Source organism: Coleofasciculus sp. D1-CHI-01 (assembly GCF_040218875.1).
GTDB lineage: Bacteria > Cyanobacteriota > Cyanobacteriia > Cyanobacteriales > Coleofasciculaceae > Coleofasciculus.
The window spans coordinates 42,590-56,547 of record NZ_JAVJQP010000005.1; the positions used below are offsets into that span (position 1 = coordinate 42,590).

Sequence of the window (13,958 nt, forward strand, 5' to 3'; positions counted from 1 at the left end):
ATGATATCCAGTTTTGTAGCATTCTCATGTGATGTAAAATATTAATTTTAGCTTCTAGATACCCCCCCCAATTATGCTTATTGCAGAGTGCTTTAATTTAGGGAAATTGTATTGCTGATTGTGCCGTTTGCGATCGCGCTCAATCGCCAGCCACAATTGCTGCAGTTGTTGGTAGGTTGTACAGTGTTGAATTTGACAGGCGATGGCGTTGAACCATTGGCGTAGAAAGCCCTGAACTAAAGTTCGGGCTAAAAGCTTAAACCCGTTAAAACGGGTTAAAAGACTTACCTAGTCCTTGAGAACACGACTATTTGCTTTCAACACGATTGACCCTAAAAGAGGTTATTTATAGCGCTACGCGCTGGCGTATTTACACATTAGAAATGGAGGCTTTATCAGGAGTCATTTAGAACATTTGTACTGTAACTACGCCAGAGGATACTGCTATACATGGGAATGCTGGCGATTGATGAACTCAGCGAACAGCGCCGCCAGGAATTAGCCGATAAAGTCCATCAGATACAAATCAACGGCGAAATTTGAAATTTTACTACACAGGGGGAAGAATTTCGGCGGGTATTGCTGTGGAAGATTGAGGATTAACTTAGCACGAGTGCGATCGCATTCTTTTCAAAAGCTTTAGCTCGTTTAGCTCCATAGTAAACATTAAACAGAATCGCTATGCCACCAAAAACTGTAGCTAGAATTTGAATGGATGTAGTAACTGACTTGATTGCCTGGTTCTGAAGCTCGAAAAAATCTTTTACGTCTAGAATTCCTTGTTGCTGTTGAATTGGGCTAACATTCAGCCACCAAAGAACAGGCAAAACCACTAATACTCCAAAAGCAATAGATCCAACAACCAAGCGCACCAACCAAAGCCTAAGTTCTCTCAAATCATCGGTTTCATTAGCACTCATGACTTCTCATCTATCCGAAAAAGACGCGACTTGCTGTCCTTGTTAAAGTCATTATAGGCAATTCACCAGCAAACCAGCTACGCCCTTAATCTCTAGCGCGATCGCTAGGCTTAATACTCCATCAGCTACCCTAGGAATAACTACGACCATACTATTCCCCACGGAGATATCAACCATGAGTACAATTCAACTCGATATTCCTGAAGAAATATTAATCAGTCTCAAAGAAACACCTGAAACCATTGCTAGAGAACTCCAGATATTAGCCGCCGTCAAACTCTTTGAACTGGGAAAACTTTCATCCGGACGCGCCGCTCAATTAGCTGGAATCTCACGAGTAGAATTTCTGATGTTACTAGGGCGTTATCAGGTATCTCCCTTTTCTTTAACCCCAACAGAATTAGAACAGGATGTCAACAATGCCTGAACCCCTAATCATTGTCAACACATCACCCCTACTCTATCTCCACCAAGTCAATTACTTAGAACTCCTGCAACAACTATACAGTTCAATTACCGTACCCCCTGCTGTACCACAAGAACTAGAAGTCGGTAAACGGCAAGGGGTTGATGTACCAACAGTCAACGCTATCGAATGGATTCAAATTCGTTCAGTTGCATCCGCTGCCCTTATTCCTGCTGTCGTTGATTTAGGACAGGGTGAAGCTGAGGTGATAGCCTTAGGCTTAGAAAACCCAGACAGTTTACTGGTTTTTGATGATCAATTGGCGCGACGTATCGCTAATCTGTATGGATTAAAATACACAGGCACTCTTGGTGTATTGGTCAAAGCTAAACAGTTAGGATATTTACCATTAATTGCACCCATTATCATCAGGCTTCGGACTCAGGGAATGTGGTTAACTGACAAGATTATTGACGATGTTCTGAGATTAGCAGGAGAGTGACGGCTGCTAGTACACCTTGGCAGAAGTTGAACAAGGGGGATTTGAACGGCTAATTTATTTCTGTCACTCTGGGCGGAATCATACGCGCCCAGTCATGCTAGAACAATAGAGGAAATTCCGGTGTTAAACCCAACGACTCACCACCAGCGCCATCTATGCAATCTGCTCCCCTTGACGGTAATCCCTGTGTTTTGCTTGTAGAAACCGATGAAACCCTGGCTCAACGCATGAGCCTAGATCTAATAGAAGCTGGCTATCATACGGTTATCGCGACAGATGCGCCTAGTGGCTGGCATCAAGCTTGTGAACTCCAACCCGCGATGATGGTTGTGGATCAATCGCTTTCTGGTTCTGGCGAATCCGGTCTCAGTTTATGTACTCGCCTGAGAAAAGCGGGTTCTCGTGTCCCCCTACTGGTACTCGTCACTCGCGATGCGATTGAGGATCGAGTCGCCTGTTTAGAAGCGGGTGCTGATGATTTTTTCCTGAAACCCTATCGCGCTGACGCCTTTTTGCAGATGGTACGTCTGTATCTAGAACCTGATACCAATACGAGTGAACAACTCCGATTTGGGGATTTGGTGTTGGATTTAACGACGCGCCGCGCTATGCGGGGAGGACGAGTGATTGATTTGACGATGAAAGAGTTTGAATTGCTTAAGTATTTGATGACCCATCCCCGTGAAGTTTTAACTCGCGAGCAAATTCTGGAAAATGTTTGGGGATACGATTTTCTGGGCGAGTCGAATGTAATTGAGGTGTATATCCGGTATCTCCGCCTGAAAATTGAAGATGAGGGTGACAAGCGCTTGATTCAAACTGTCCGGGGTGTCGGTTACGTTTTGCGAGAATCTTAATTAAGTGGGTAGGAACAATTAAAGTTAAAGGTTTTGATTGTCATTTGTCATTTGTCATTTGTCATTTGTCATTTGTCATTTGTCATTTGTCATTTGTCTAAGAAGAGGGAACAGGGAACAGGTAAGGTAGAGTTTTGAGTTAACTTCCTCATCTTCCCCATCTCCCTCATCTTCCCCTGCTCCCTCTGCTCCCTCTGCTCCCTCTGCTCCCCCTGCTCCCTCTGCTCCCTCTGCTCCCTCTGCTCCCTCTGCTCCCTCTGCTCCCTCTGCTCCCCCTGCTCCCCCTGCTCCTGATAACTGATAACTGCTCACTGATAACTGATAACTCCCCCATCTCTCTAATCTAAACTCATGACCTATCAGACTCACCTACTCGGAATCACTCTTAGTCTACTACTACTAGGATGTTCGGCTTCCAACTCCAACCCTGCCGCCGATCGCACCCCCTTAAAATCTGGCGAACAACTTCCAGAACCGCCATCTCTCTCCTCGTCATCCTCTAATTCCGGTCAGATGTTACCTATTAGCGCTCAAACCCAGATCGGGGATCAGCAGGTTTTGCTCGAAGTGGCTAGGACACCTCGACAACAGCAGATCGGATTGATGTATCGCACGGCTTTAGCGCCAGATCGGGGGATGTTGTTTCCCTTGAACCCACCGCGACGCGCTAGCTTTTGGATGAAGAATGTGAAAATCCCCCTGGATATGATCTTTTTGCGAGATGGTGAAGTCAAAGCGATCGCGGAAAATGTTCCTCCCTGTATCTCCACTCCCTGTCCTACCTATGGACCAGGGGTTCTGGTTGACCAAGTGATTGAACTCGCTGGGGGACGAGCTGCTCAACTGGGACTACAAGTAGGCGATCGCATAAAAATCATCCTCCTAGAGGAAGAGATTAATCCCGCGTCAGAATCTTAAATTTTGATTAACATCATTGAAAACTTAAATCAACGATGTAAAGATTTTTATATGAAATTACGTTAACATTTCGTAAGAGAGATTCTCATAAAAGACTATTGACGATAAGGTGGTAACCTGCCTTAGCTGTGGATACCCATCAACACGACCAAGTAGGGGTGTAGCCTGCAACTGCCTTTTAGTGGTGTGAAGTGAGTTAACTAAAATTACCCTCAAGTTGATGGGGGGTGAAGGTTAAAACGATAGCTGGTCAGCACATCCCGTGAGTTTTCAACTCGATCAATCAAGATCTTAGATGGTCAGTGATCTAGGACACAAGCAGTGCCGGATTAACCTATCACAATAAGCAAAGAACCCTCAGCTAGTAGACAGTATTAAATCTGTCTACCCATTGCTAAAGGAGGCAGGACGCTGATTCCACAATAGTAGCCGATAAGGAGGTGAATAGCCATTATGGCACCTGCAACCTATTCTGAATTTTTACGATTTCTGCAAGAAGAATTGGCAATTTCTACTGATTCCATTGCGATCGCTCAACGACGTCGGGAACAAGACCCAGGACCGTTACCAATGATTTTGTGGCAGTACGGTTTAGTCACATTGCAGCAATTAGACCAAATCTATGACTGGCTGGAAACAGTCTGAAACTCCAACAATCGGTCAGGAGCATATAATAATGTCTAAGTGCTTACGCCTTGGGAATAACCCATTCATGTCTAAACCGTTCAACTCCATACAGTGTTATCCATTGACCGTTGATTCCTCTACAAGAAAGAGCGGGTCGCTAGTTGACCCGCTCTTTTTTGGCGTCTTGGGTGTCTCGTTTATGGTTTAACCTAAGATTGAGTCAAGACGCGAGCGACTGCTGACACTCCGGCTCCTGGTGTCATGGACTCATAACCTAATTCCCGCAACGTGGCTTCTAGCGCCCCAATCGCCGCCAAAATATCGCGATCGCAGACAAAGCCTAAGTGACCAATACGGAATATTTTGCCTTTGAAGTGATCTTGTCCCCCAGCCAGAGAAATATCAAAACGCTTTTTCATCACGCTACGAATTTGTTCTGCCTCAATCGACGCAGGGGCTACCGCCGTTACCGCTGGACTGGCGGCATTATCCGGAGCAAATAAAGGAAGGGAAAGCGCCTCAATTGCCGCCCGCGTTGCCTGCATCAAGCGGTAATGACGAGCAAAAATATTATCTAACCCCTCAGCTTTCATCATTCGCAACGCCGTTTGCAGTCCCAACATTAAATTGACTGGCGGCGTAAACGGATTACTATTCTTTTGTGCCGCTTTGCGATAGGTTCCCAAATCGAAATAAAAGCGAGGCAGTTTAGCCGTTTCGTAGGCTTGCCATGCCTTATCTGAGACACAAACAAACCCTAATCCTGGGGGAACCATATAGCCTTTCTGGGCACCTGACGCCACCACATCAAGCCCCCACTCATCAATGGGTAAATTGACCGCCCCCAAACTGGTCACCGCGTCTACAATAATTAAAGCTTGACCATGGTCTTTGACATAACGATTAATCGTTTCCAGATCATTGAGTACCCCGGTGGAAGTTTCTGAGTGGGTGACGATAACCGCTTTGATAGTCTTATCCGTATCCGCCTCCAGCTTTTGGCGAAATTGTTCTGGCTCAAGAGGTTGACCCCACGATGCCGTAATCGTCTCCACCTCTAAACCAAACGCCGCGCTCATCTTCGCCCAGCGATCGCCAAATTTGCCATTACTTCCGACCAAAACGCGATCGCCGGGACTCAAAAAATTAATAATCCCAGCTTCCATGGCACCCGTACCACTCACCGTTAACACCAAAACATCATTTTGAGTCTGGTGTAACCATTTTAGGTTTTGGGTCACCTCTGCCATAACGGCGCTAAATTCCCCACTACGATGCCCGATCGGATGCTGGGCTAACGCCAGCAAAACCTGTTCAGGCACCGGTGTTGGTCCGGGAATCATCAGCATCAACTTATTATCCATGAGCGTTATCCTCAACCTTTGAGCATCACCTAATTCTGAATCACACCACTATCTCATAACTGGGTTTTGGTATCCGAATCTAGGGGAAAACCATTATCTGATGATTTTGACTCAACATTGACACTATTGAGAGACCAACGGTACTCAACTGGTAAATTGAGCCGATTACAGGTTTGTTCGAGTTGTTTCTGCTGGGCTAACGCTTTGCGGAGGGTAACAATCAATTGATGCACCTGTTCTCGAATCATGGGGTTTTGATTCGTGGCAAAGGAAGTATGACGCTCTAGCATCTGTAGTAGCAGTTCGTAGTGAATATAAGACGGAAGGGGTATTGGCTCCATGAAACCGGGTTTACCTCAAAAGACGAATTGGCGATCGCGCTTCAGTTGAACGAGTACAGATTGGTAACGGCTAGGGCTGGATCAGGCTGTTTGACCAATGATTCACCGATCAGTACGGCTGTAGCCCCCGCCGATGCGACCTGCTCTAAATCAGCACGTTTATGCAGTCCTGACTCGCTGACAACCAGAATACCGCGTTCTTTAAGCTGCTGACTTCGTGCTGCCAAAAGTTGGCAGGTCGTTTGCAAATCAACAGAGAAATCTGCCAAGTTGCGATTGTTTATACCTACTAGGGTAACGCCATCTACCGATAACACGCGGTCTAATTCATCCAAAGTATGCACTTCGATCAAAGGGGTCATGGATAACCCATTGGCAATTTTGACAAAATACCGTAGGTCTTGATCCGACAAGATAGCCGCAATCAGCAACACCGCATCAGCACCGCGACTCCGAGCCAGATAGAGTTGATAGGGATAAATGATGAACTCTTTACACAGAATTGGCAAATTTACAGTTTCCCTGACATAGCTGAGATTGTCCCAACTCCCTTGGAAAAACTTTTTATCCGTCAGCACGGATATGGCACTCGCCCCCCCTTGTTCGTAAGCACGGGCAATGGCAACTGGGTCAAATGCTTCCCGAATCACGCCTTTACTCGGTGATGCCTTTTTGACTTCAGCAATTAAGGCGGGACGAGTCTTTGCCGCTAATAACGCCGCTTTAAAGTCCCGCGCTGGCGGGGCTGACTCGATCTGTTTCCGCAGTTGAGCTAAGTTCAGCCGTTCCCGCATCTGGTCAACTTCTTTTTCTTTATGCCAGACAATTTCTTCTAGAATATGGCGCGGCTGGGCGTCTGGGAGAACAACTTGATAACGCAGGATATTTAGGTCAACTGCCGGATTGGGTGGACGACGGCGAATGGGTGTTTGGTCATTGGTCATTGGTCATTGGTCCTTCGTCTTATGTCTTTTGTCTTTTGTCTTATGTCTTATGTCTTATGTCATTTGTCTTATGTCTTATGTCATTCGTCGCAAAATTTTTGCACTCTGTTGGGGCGGGTTTATTTATATCTGGGTAACACCAAAAGTTAATGGTAAAACCCGCCCCTACAACTTTCAAAACTCTCCCCCAGCTTCCAGACGTAGCATGCTACGTCTCTACATGGCTCCCCCAGCTCCCTCTGCTCCCTCTGCTCCCCCAGCTCCCCCTGCTTCCCTGCTCTTTTTGACCGAACGGCAACGGGTCTAATGAGTGGCAACGGCTCGCTTGTAGGCTTCGTCAAGGACTTCTGACAAAGTGGGATGAGCATGGACTAAGTATGCCAAAGTATTCACCGACTGTCGCTGGGCGATCGCGTTTGAGGCTTCGTGAATTAAGTCAGAGGCGTGGATGCCTAAGATGTGAACTCCGAGGATTTCACCGCTATCTTTACGATAGATAACTTTGGCAATCCCATCCGCCTCTCCTTCGGCGATCGCTTTGGAATTTCCTTTAAAATACGTCCTTACTGAGGCAACTTCAAATCCTTCTTGTTCACCGACTTCCTTGGCGGCGGGTTCAGTTAATCCCACATAACTAATTTCTGGATGGGTAAAGGCGGCGGCGGGGATGCTGCGATAGTCAATAGTACGATGACGCCCACAGATATTTTCTACGGCGACAACCCCTTGAGCTGATGCCGCATGTGCCAGCATGAGTTTACCGGTAGCGTCACCAATTGCCCAGAGGTGAGGAACGGTTTCGTCACCGGATAACACTGCCATTTGATCATTGATAGGGATGAAGCCTCGGCGATCTGTTTCCACGCCTACGGACTCTAATCCTAAATCTTTACTCACCGGAATCCGTCCAGTAGCGACTAAGCAGGCATCAACTTCTAAGACATCCACGACTTCCTTGGTTTTGGCATCCGCTAGTTCAATCACCACGGGTGAACCCGGAGTCACTTTTTGTGCCAGAGTGCCGGAATAGGTTTCCATATCACGGGGAGAAATCAGTATCCGGCTAGCGAGTTTGGCAATATCGGGGTCAAAGGTGGGCATTAACTGATCTAGGGCTTCAATCATGGTGATTTCTGACCCTAGGGCGGTATAGATATCAGCAAACTCTAACCCGATATAACCACTGCCAACAATTGCCACCCATTGGGGTAACCATTCCAGCTTTAGGGCGTCGTCGCTGGTGAAGACGGTTTTCCCATCGAGTTCAATACCGGGGGGAACGAAGGGAACGGAACCTGTACAGAGGATAATGTCTTTGGCGGTGACTGTTTTTTCACCCTCGTCTGTCGTCACTGTTACTTTTTGGGGTTCCGCCACTCGACCCCAACCGGAAATGATATCCACCTTTAAGCGTTTGAGGCTGTTGGTGAGATCGCCACGAATTTTACTCACCAGGGTATTGGCATGATTCGCGATCGCGCCTCGGTCAAATTCTACGCCACCCACCTGAATTCCCAAGGATTCCAGATGATGAGTATTGCGTAACTCACGCACCCGCCCTGATGCGGCTAATAGGGCTTTTGACGGGATACAACCACGATTCACACAAGTCCCGCCCATCTCCGATGCTTCAATGATCGCGGTTTTCAATCCGCAACTTACTGCATGTATGGCAGCGCCATGTCCACCGACGCCAGCACCGATAATCACTAAATCGTAATCAAATTCTTGACTCACATCCATTTCCCTGACGCAATTGCCTCCTTATTTTCAACTTGACCCCTGACTCATCGCAAGCTTTTGCTGAAAAATTTTGCCTAATCTAGCTGAGGCGGTGGTTTATTTAGGGGTTGTGTGTTTGCTAAATTGGATAGGTCACGGAGATTGCTTAGATTTTGGTTTAATTGCTCTTCGACATGATTTTTGGCATCTTTGACTATACAATAACTATTTTTTGAGTAAATATTATTTTCCGAAAAAGCGGATATTTTATCGAATACTGCTATCTGACTCAGTAGAGCAATTTTTCATCCTAATCTAAGTCGTCAGACTTTCATTAAAGTTAACGGTTGAGATTAGGCAACAGTAAAGTTTTGAGGCTTCTTAATATTTCTTAGTACAGCGTACAGAATTTATGTCCAGAGACTTATACATCCTCAAACCTTTATTGTTATAGAATTTCCCATTTTTGCAGCTAGCCCTAAAGCTAAACAACTATACCATAGAATGAAACGGTAAGGGTGTTGTTTTTCCGAGTATAGGCTAATGAGTAGCGTTCACTCTCAATAAACAATAGCTTTAGGGGATAAAACCATTATGCGCGAGCCTCAAAAAAATCATCGAAATGAAGCAGCTAGAGCGTTTGTAGAGTCACTTGACCAACTGGAGAATCTCTTGGGTCATACATCTCCTCCTCCCCAATTGAAATCCCGTCCTTCTTCATTGAGATCCCCGACTCCTCAATCAAAAACTCCTCAATCAAAATCCGCTCAGTCAGACGATGAGGTTTTTGATCTCGATCTTCTCGAAGAAGCGGCGGCTGATCTGGATGCATTTTTTGGCGACACTGAACCACTGGAAGAGGAATAGAGAGCGGGGGAAGCGGGGGAAGCTGGGGAAGCTGAGGAAGATGGGGAAGCTGGGGAAGCTGGGGAAGCTGGGGAAGCTGGGGAAGATGAGGGACAAAATTTCTATAGCCCATTGCCTATTGCCTATTGCCTATTCCCTATTACCTATTCCCCCAACCCTTTGGCGCAGCGCTTCATACACGATTAAAGCTGCCGCGATCGCCACATTTAAAGATTCTACATCCTGACCGAGGGGAATTTGCACCGATTTATCAGCAAGTGTCGCTAACTCAGGACGCAATCCCGCCGCCTCATTGCCCAGTAGAATTAAGCTAGGACAGCACCAGTCTACCTCCCAGTAACTTAATGTCGCCTTGGGTAAAGTCGCCACAACTTGTACCCCTTGAGCCTGACTTTGCCTAACGACCTGACTCAGATTAGCATTGGCACTCATGGGCAGACGAAACCATTGACCAGCTGAAGCTCGCAAGACTTTGGGATTCTCTAAGTCTACACTGTCTGGACTTAGCCATAAACCATCCACACCGGCTGCGGTTGCGGTACGAATGATCGTGCCTAAGTTTCCTGGATCTTGCAGCGTCTCTAAAACTAAACCAAGGGAACAGGGAATCTGAGGCGGGGCGAGGAATGAAGATTTTGCCGTTACCACTACGCCATCTGGCTGAACCGTTGTCGCCATGGCTTTGAGAACCGAGGCGCTAACAAGTTCTACACGCTGACAGTGAGGGGTAGCGTCTTGCCAAAGTTGAGGATGACTGTGCTGCCAATCGGGTGTACAACAAAGCGTGACTAAGGGATAATTGACCGCACAGGCTTCTGCTAACAGGTGAGTTCCCTCTAACAACAGAAGTTGCTCCTCCCGTCGTCCTTTGGCTGTGTGCAATTTCCGAATTGCCTTAACTAGAGGATTTTTGGTACTGGTTAGCATGATTTCAATTGGATGTAGAGACGTAGCATGCTACGTCTCTACAATTTTCAATGCGGAACCCGGGACTTGAACCCGGAAGTTCTTGCGAACACTAGAACCTGAATCTAGCGCGTCTACCAATTCCGCCAGTTCCGCGTCTTTTTTGAATTTTCCATGCAGTTTCTAATCATGCAACAATCCTGACACAGTTGTCAACTATTTTTTTTTTGCGGATTTTCAGCATCGGACAAGGTACAATCCAAAGCTGGTCGATTCACTAATTTTGGGGAGCAAATCTAGACATTTGCCCTCTTTCAGGTAGAATCAAAACCAAATTTTAAAACATGCCAAGATTTCACCGATTCTGGAGGATAGACCTATCAACCACTCTCTTAATTTGACAGATACCAGCTCTGTACCCAAGCCAAACGCCTCCGTTCTAGAGATTTGGGGCAGCTCTTCCCTAAAAGGACATGTCACCATTAGTGGCGCGAAGAACTCAGCATTGGCAATTATGGCAGGGGCGCTGCTGTGTCCTGAAGATTGCCGACTGCGTAATGTGCCTTCTCTGGTAGATATAGGGCGGATGGGTCAGGTGCTGGCGGCTTTGGGTGTAAAGCTAGAATGCCAAGGAGATATCTTGGATATCAATGCTCGTCATTTGAAGCAGTCAAAAGCACCCTACGAGATTGTGAATCAGCTTCGAGCCAGTTTCTTTGTGATTGGTTCTCTGTTGGCACGATTGGGTGCGGCTCAAGTTCCTTTACCGGGTGGCTGTGCCATTGGCGCTAGACCTGTCGATCTTCATGTTAGGGGATTGCAAGCGCTGGGGGCTGAGGTGCAAATTGAGCATGGTATGGTTCATGCTTATGTGAGGGGTAATGGACGGCGGCGGTTAAAGGGGGCAAAAATTTATCTGGACTATCCCAGTGTGGGTGCAACAGAAACCCTGATGATGGCGGCGACGTTAGCAGAAGGGGAAACAATCCTAGAAAATGCTGCCCAAGAGCCAGAAGTGGTGGATTTGGCAAATTTTTGTAACGCCATGGGTGCCAAGATTCGGGGGGCGGGAACCAACACGATTATTATTTCTGGCGTTCCCAGTTTACATTCGGTAGACTACTCGATTATTCCCGATCGCATCGAAACGGGTACGTTTTTAGTGGCGGCGGCAATTACTCAGTCAGAACTCACCCTGTCCCCGGTTGTGCCCGATCATATTACCGCCGCGATCGCCAAACTCCAAGATATTGGCATGAGAGTGATTCAGGAAGCCCCCGACTGTCTGCGGATTATTCCGACCGGAATTATTCGGGCGACGGATATTGAAACCTTGCCCTATCCCGGATTTCCCACGGATATGCAGGCTCCCTTCATGGCACTCCTAACCCTGAGTGATGGGGATAGTGTGATTACCGAAACCGTGTTTGAAAATCGTTTAGGACATGTTCCTGAATTGAATCGCATGGGGGCAGATATTCGGATTAAAGGCAATAATGCGATCGTGCGCGGTGTGCCTTTGTTATCAGGAGCCCCTGTGGTTGCCACTGACTTACGAGCGTCCGCTGCGCTGATATTAGCCGCCTTAGCCGCCGATGGTAAAACCACAATTCAGGGACTGCATCATTTAGACCGAGGGTATGAGAAGCTAGAGGCGAAGTTACAGAAACTTGGCGCACGATTACAACGGGTATCGGATAACTCCCCCATAAAAGCGTCCTCGGTGGCTCACAGTCCCGTCGATTCCTGACCCTAAGCCACAATTCTTGCTACTTATCCGATAAATCCCCAACTTCTGAATCAATTCATTGGTGACATCAGGTTTCAACCATGAAGTCGGGGATCTAGAGTAGCATAAGCGTATGTTATGACTTCCCCAGCTTCCCCAGCTCCCCCAGCTCCCCCAGCTCCCCCAGCTCCCCGTTATAGCGCCCCATTGACTCTGCCATTAAACCCATAAACCTGACGACTACCGACAAACGGAACTAACTCAACCTCCCGTTCATCTCCCGGTTCAAAACGCACGGCTGTACCCGCCGGGATGTTTAACCGCATTCCCTTGGCTTGCTCTCGATCAAAGGTGAGAGCGTCATTCACTTCATAGAAATGGAAATGAGAACCCACCTGAATCGGGCGATCGCCTGTATTCGCTACCGACAGGCGCAAGGTAGGACGCCCTGCATTCAGTTCAATCTCTCCCTTTTGGATGATTAGTTCCCCTGGAATCATCAGCTACCCTTAATAAAATTTTACAAAACTATAGACAGTGTTCATTTCGATGACAGCAGCTACTCCCAGTGCTTCAACTATCTTTACCGCTGCCAACAAACCCAAATTTGTTTATGATACACGACTATTTAACCTGTTTGATGAAAAGATTATTTTAATTTTGTATATTTATATAAAAATATCTTTACAATAGTTGATTTATCCAAATATCGGTGATCATGCGGATAACAATTACGCTATTTTGCTGAGATAGGCAGCCACTAACTTTGATAAAACTTAATTAGTCAATCAACAATTGGTATGAAAATGTAGTCGTGCATTTTCAGGAATAACTTTTTCTAACAACTTGTAATATTTAGCCAAGACGTGTCAGATATGTCCTCAATCCATTTAGCAACTCTTTCTGCTCCAGATTCGTCCTTAACCCAAAAAGTTTTATCCAATCCACCCCAGCGATTGAATAGAACGCATCATTATAAGGTATCCAATGACCATCACAATCATGTCTTCGTCCCGAAAGATGGCGGAATTCGGGCATACATGACCGAACAAGGTCAAGGTGTCGAACCCGGTGACTATCTTATTTTGCAGAGAGGCTCTACTTCAAATCGCTATCAAGTGGATAAGATTAATTATTATTCCAACCCACCTGATATGTGGATTGCGCTGCTGAAACAATGTTAATTTGAAGTTTCTCCTAATACCAATTTGCAGTCTAAGGTAGAATTTGTCATGCTGAGCGTAACCCTTGATGAATATCAGCCGTGCGAATTGAAGCATGATGCATGATTCACAAATAAAGTTTTAAAGTTTAATCTCTGTAGAGGCGGGTTTTACCGCATCAGTGTCAATTTGAAAACCCCTCACCCCCAGCCCCTCTCCCACGCCGGGACACAGCTTAAAAGCTTTCCAGTATTAGTTTTCGGCTTAAGTTGATACCAATGCACGTCGGTGCGCCCCTACGGTTATAATCCATCAAAATACCTGTACCTTGTCGGTAGGGTGGGTTAGGCGGTTATCCCCTTTTTCCAGTAACCTTTTAATGAAATATCCGCCGTAACCCACCAATAATCAACCGGAAATTGTCGCCAATATCATTAGTGATATTCTGTTTAAGTCGCCGAAACCCTCGGTATCCCGTCGGGTGGACATTGCCCACCAGCCTTGTAGGGGCGACCCGCCGGATTTAATTAACACCATCCAACCTTTAATTAGGGCTTGCTGCACAAAGCCGAAACCCTTAGCTATCAATGCTTTGAGCCATATTTACAGTGGATAAAGTGCAAGGAAATGGGGTAGCATCCTTCATAAGTATGGCATCACCTTGCTCAGGTAAAATGTACCCTTGCTCCCCC

Annotated in this window: 17 protein-coding genes and 1 tRNA gene; 8 read left to right on the top strand and 10 right to left on the bottom strand. The window is 46.6% G+C overall.

Features of this window, described 5'->3' with window-relative positions; genetic code table 11:
• Positions 1–599 precede the first annotated feature (599 nt).
• Positions 600–920 (bottom strand): hypothetical protein, encoded by a 321-nt coding sequence (locus tag RIB93_RS00790; RefSeq protein ID WP_446369352.1) that lies wholly within the window; start codon positions 918–920, stop codon positions 600–602.
• A gap of 51 nt (positions 921–971) precedes the next feature.
• Entirely contained in the window at positions 972–1,097 is a 126-nt protein-coding gene (locus RIB93_RS00795) for a hypothetical protein (protein ID WP_446369354.1), read from the bottom strand.
• On the opposite strand from RIB93_RS00795, the gene RIB93_RS00800 reads away from it, so the two are divergent.
• From RIB93_RS00800 to nblR, 3 genes are all read left to right on the top strand, one after another.
• Positions 1,096–1,347 (top strand): UPF0175 family protein, encoded by a 252-nt coding sequence (locus tag RIB93_RS00800; protein WP_446369356.1) that lies wholly within the window; start codon positions 1,096–1,098, stop codon positions 1,345–1,347. The two genes, RIB93_RS00795 and RIB93_RS00800, sit on opposite strands and share 2 nt — an antisense overlap.
• On the top strand, positions 1,331–1,828 hold the full coding sequence (locus RIB93_RS00805) for a DUF3368 domain-containing protein (RefSeq protein WP_446369358.1): 498 nt from the start codon (positions 1,331–1,333) through the stop codon (positions 1,826–1,828). Before RIB93_RS00800 ends, RIB93_RS00805 begins: the two co-directional genes overlap by 17 nt.
• A 155-nt stretch (positions 1,829–1,983) precedes the next feature.
• Complete coding sequence (gene nblR, locus RIB93_RS00810; protein WP_446369360.1) at positions 1,984–2,685, top strand: response regulator transcription factor NblR; 702 nt, start codon at positions 1,984–1,986, stop codon at positions 2,683–2,685.
• Positions 2,686–2,760: 75 nt separating this feature from the next.
• On the opposite strand, the gene RIB93_RS00815 is transcribed toward nblR, so the two are convergent.
• Positions 2,761–2,997: a hypothetical protein gene (locus RIB93_RS00815; RefSeq protein WP_446369362.1), complete on the bottom strand. Its 237-nt coding sequence runs from the start codon at positions 2,995–2,997 to the stop codon at positions 2,761–2,763.
• A 39-nt stretch (positions 2,998–3,036) separates the two neighbouring features.
• Between RIB93_RS00815 and RIB93_RS00820 the strand changes: the two genes are divergently transcribed.
• Both RIB93_RS00820 and RIB93_RS00825 read left to right on the top strand, forming a co-directional pair.
• Positions 3,037–3,603, top strand: coding sequence for a DUF192 domain-containing protein (locus tag RIB93_RS00820; RefSeq protein WP_446369364.1), 567 nt, complete (start codon positions 3,037–3,039; stop codon positions 3,601–3,603).
• A 453-nt stretch (positions 3,604–4,056) separates the two neighbouring features.
• Positions 4,057–4,248 carry a DUF2949 domain-containing protein gene (locus RIB93_RS00825; RefSeq protein WP_006100242.1) on the top strand — a complete coding sequence of 64 codons (192 nt, stop codon included), beginning with the start codon at positions 4,057–4,059 and terminating at the stop codon, positions 4,246–4,248.
• A 191-nt stretch (positions 4,249–4,439) separates the two neighbouring features.
• Here RIB93_RS00825 and RIB93_RS00830 read toward each other — a convergent pair whose 3' ends face one another.
• From RIB93_RS00830 to lpdA, 4 genes are all read right to left on the bottom strand, one after another.
• The gene (locus tag RIB93_RS00830; protein WP_446369366.1) at positions 4,440–5,594 is read right to left on the bottom strand and encodes a pyridoxal-phosphate-dependent aminotransferase family protein; all 1,155 of its coding nucleotides are present in this window, start codon (positions 5,592–5,594) and stop codon (positions 4,440–4,442) included.
• Between the two features lie 53 nt (positions 5,595–5,647).
• Entirely contained in the window at positions 5,648–5,935 is a 288-nt protein-coding gene (locus RIB93_RS00835) for a DUF5340 domain-containing protein (RefSeq protein WP_446369368.1), read from the bottom strand.
• Positions 5,936–5,976: 41 nt separating this feature from the next.
• A complete protein-coding gene (trpC, locus tag RIB93_RS00840) occupies positions 5,977–6,879 on the bottom strand; it encodes an indole-3-glycerol phosphate synthase TrpC (protein WP_446369370.1) in 903 nt (300 codons plus the stop codon).
• Between the two features lie 303 nt (positions 6,880–7,182).
• Positions 7,183–8,616 (bottom strand): dihydrolipoyl dehydrogenase, encoded by a 1,434-nt coding sequence (gene lpdA, locus RIB93_RS00845; RefSeq protein WP_446369371.1) that lies wholly within the window; start codon positions 8,614–8,616, stop codon positions 7,183–7,185.
• 579 nt (positions 8,617–9,195) lie between these two features.
• Here lpdA and RIB93_RS00850 point away from each other — a divergent pair.
• Positions 9,196–9,468 carry a hypothetical protein gene (locus RIB93_RS00850; protein WP_446369373.1) on the top strand — a complete coding sequence of 91 codons (273 nt, stop codon included), beginning with the start codon at positions 9,196–9,198 and terminating at the stop codon, positions 9,466–9,468.
• Between the two features lie 129 nt (positions 9,469–9,597).
• Here RIB93_RS00850 and RIB93_RS00855 read toward each other — a convergent pair whose 3' ends face one another.
• Positions 9,598–10,395, bottom strand: a complete 798-nt coding sequence (locus tag RIB93_RS00855) for a TrmH family RNA methyltransferase (RefSeq protein ID WP_446369375.1) — start codon at positions 10,393–10,395, stop codon at positions 9,598–9,600.
• A gap of 51 nt (positions 10,396–10,446) precedes the next feature.
• Positions 10,447–10,530: transfer RNA gene (locus tag RIB93_RS00860), tRNA-Leu, on the bottom strand.
• 241 nt (positions 10,531–10,771) lie between these two features.
• Here RIB93_RS00860 and murA point away from each other — a divergent pair.
• A complete protein-coding gene (murA, locus tag RIB93_RS00865) occupies positions 10,772–12,124 on the top strand; it encodes a UDP-N-acetylglucosamine 1-carboxyvinyltransferase (protein ID WP_446369377.1) in 1,353 nt (450 codons plus the stop codon).
• A gap of 173 nt (positions 12,125–12,297) precedes the next feature.
• On the opposite strand, the gene RIB93_RS00870 is transcribed toward murA, so the two are convergent.
• Positions 12,298–12,603: an urease subunit beta gene (locus RIB93_RS00870; protein WP_006106558.1), complete on the bottom strand. Its 306-nt coding sequence runs from the start codon at positions 12,601–12,603 to the stop codon at positions 12,298–12,300.
• 375 nt (positions 12,604–12,978) lie between these two features.
• Between RIB93_RS00870 and RIB93_RS00875 the strand changes: the two genes are divergently transcribed.
• Positions 12,979–13,287, top strand: coding sequence for a hypothetical protein (locus tag RIB93_RS00875; protein WP_446369379.1), 309 nt, complete (start codon positions 12,979–12,981; stop codon positions 13,285–13,287).
• Positions 13,288–13,958 lie beyond the last annotated feature (671 nt).

Coding starts and splice junctions, on each gene's coding strand:
- RIB93_RS00790 (WP_446369352.1), bottom strand. CDS start 920: ATGAGTGCTAATGAAACCGATGATTTGAGAGAACTTAGGCTTTGGTTG.
- RIB93_RS00800 (WP_446369356.1), top strand. CDS start 1,096: ATGAGTACAATTCAACTCGATATTCCTGAAGAAATATTAATCAGTCTC.
- RIB93_RS00795 (WP_446369354.1), bottom strand. CDS start 1,097: ATGGTTGATATCTCCGTGGGGAATAGTATGGTCGTAGTTATTCCTAGG.
- RIB93_RS00805 (WP_446369358.1), top strand. CDS start 1,331: ATGTCAACAATGCCTGAACCCCTAATCATTGTCAACACATCACCCCTA.
- nblR (WP_446369360.1), top strand. CDS start 1,984: ATGCAATCTGCTCCCCTTGACGGTAATCCCTGTGTTTTGCTTGTAGAA.
- RIB93_RS00820 (WP_446369364.1), top strand. CDS start 3,037: ATGACCTATCAGACTCACCTACTCGGAATCACTCTTAGTCTACTACTA.
- RIB93_RS00825 (WP_006100242.1), top strand. CDS start 4,057: ATGGCACCTGCAACCTATTCTGAATTTTTACGATTTCTGCAAGAAGAA.
- RIB93_RS00830 (WP_446369366.1), bottom strand. CDS start 5,594: ATGGATAATAAGTTGATGCTGATGATTCCCGGACCAACACCGGTGCCT.
- RIB93_RS00835 (WP_446369368.1), bottom strand. CDS start 5,935: ATGGAGCCAATACCCCTTCCGTCTTATATTCACTACGAACTGCTACTA.
- trpC (WP_446369370.1), bottom strand. CDS start 6,879: ATGACCAATGACCAAACACCCATTCGCCGTCGTCCACCCAATCCGGCA.
- RIB93_RS00850 (WP_446369373.1), top strand. CDS start 9,196: ATGCGCGAGCCTCAAAAAAATCATCGAAATGAAGCAGCTAGAGCGTTT.
- RIB93_RS00855 (WP_446369375.1), bottom strand. CDS start 10,395: ATGCTAACCAGTACCAAAAATCCTCTAGTTAAGGCAATTCGGAAATTG.
- RIB93_RS00870 (WP_006106558.1), bottom strand. CDS start 12,603: ATGATTCCAGGGGAACTAATCATCCAAAAGGGAGAGATTGAACTGAAT.
- RIB93_RS00875 (WP_446369379.1), top strand. CDS start 12,979: ATGTCCTCAATCCATTTAGCAACTCTTTCTGCTCCAGATTCGTCCTTA.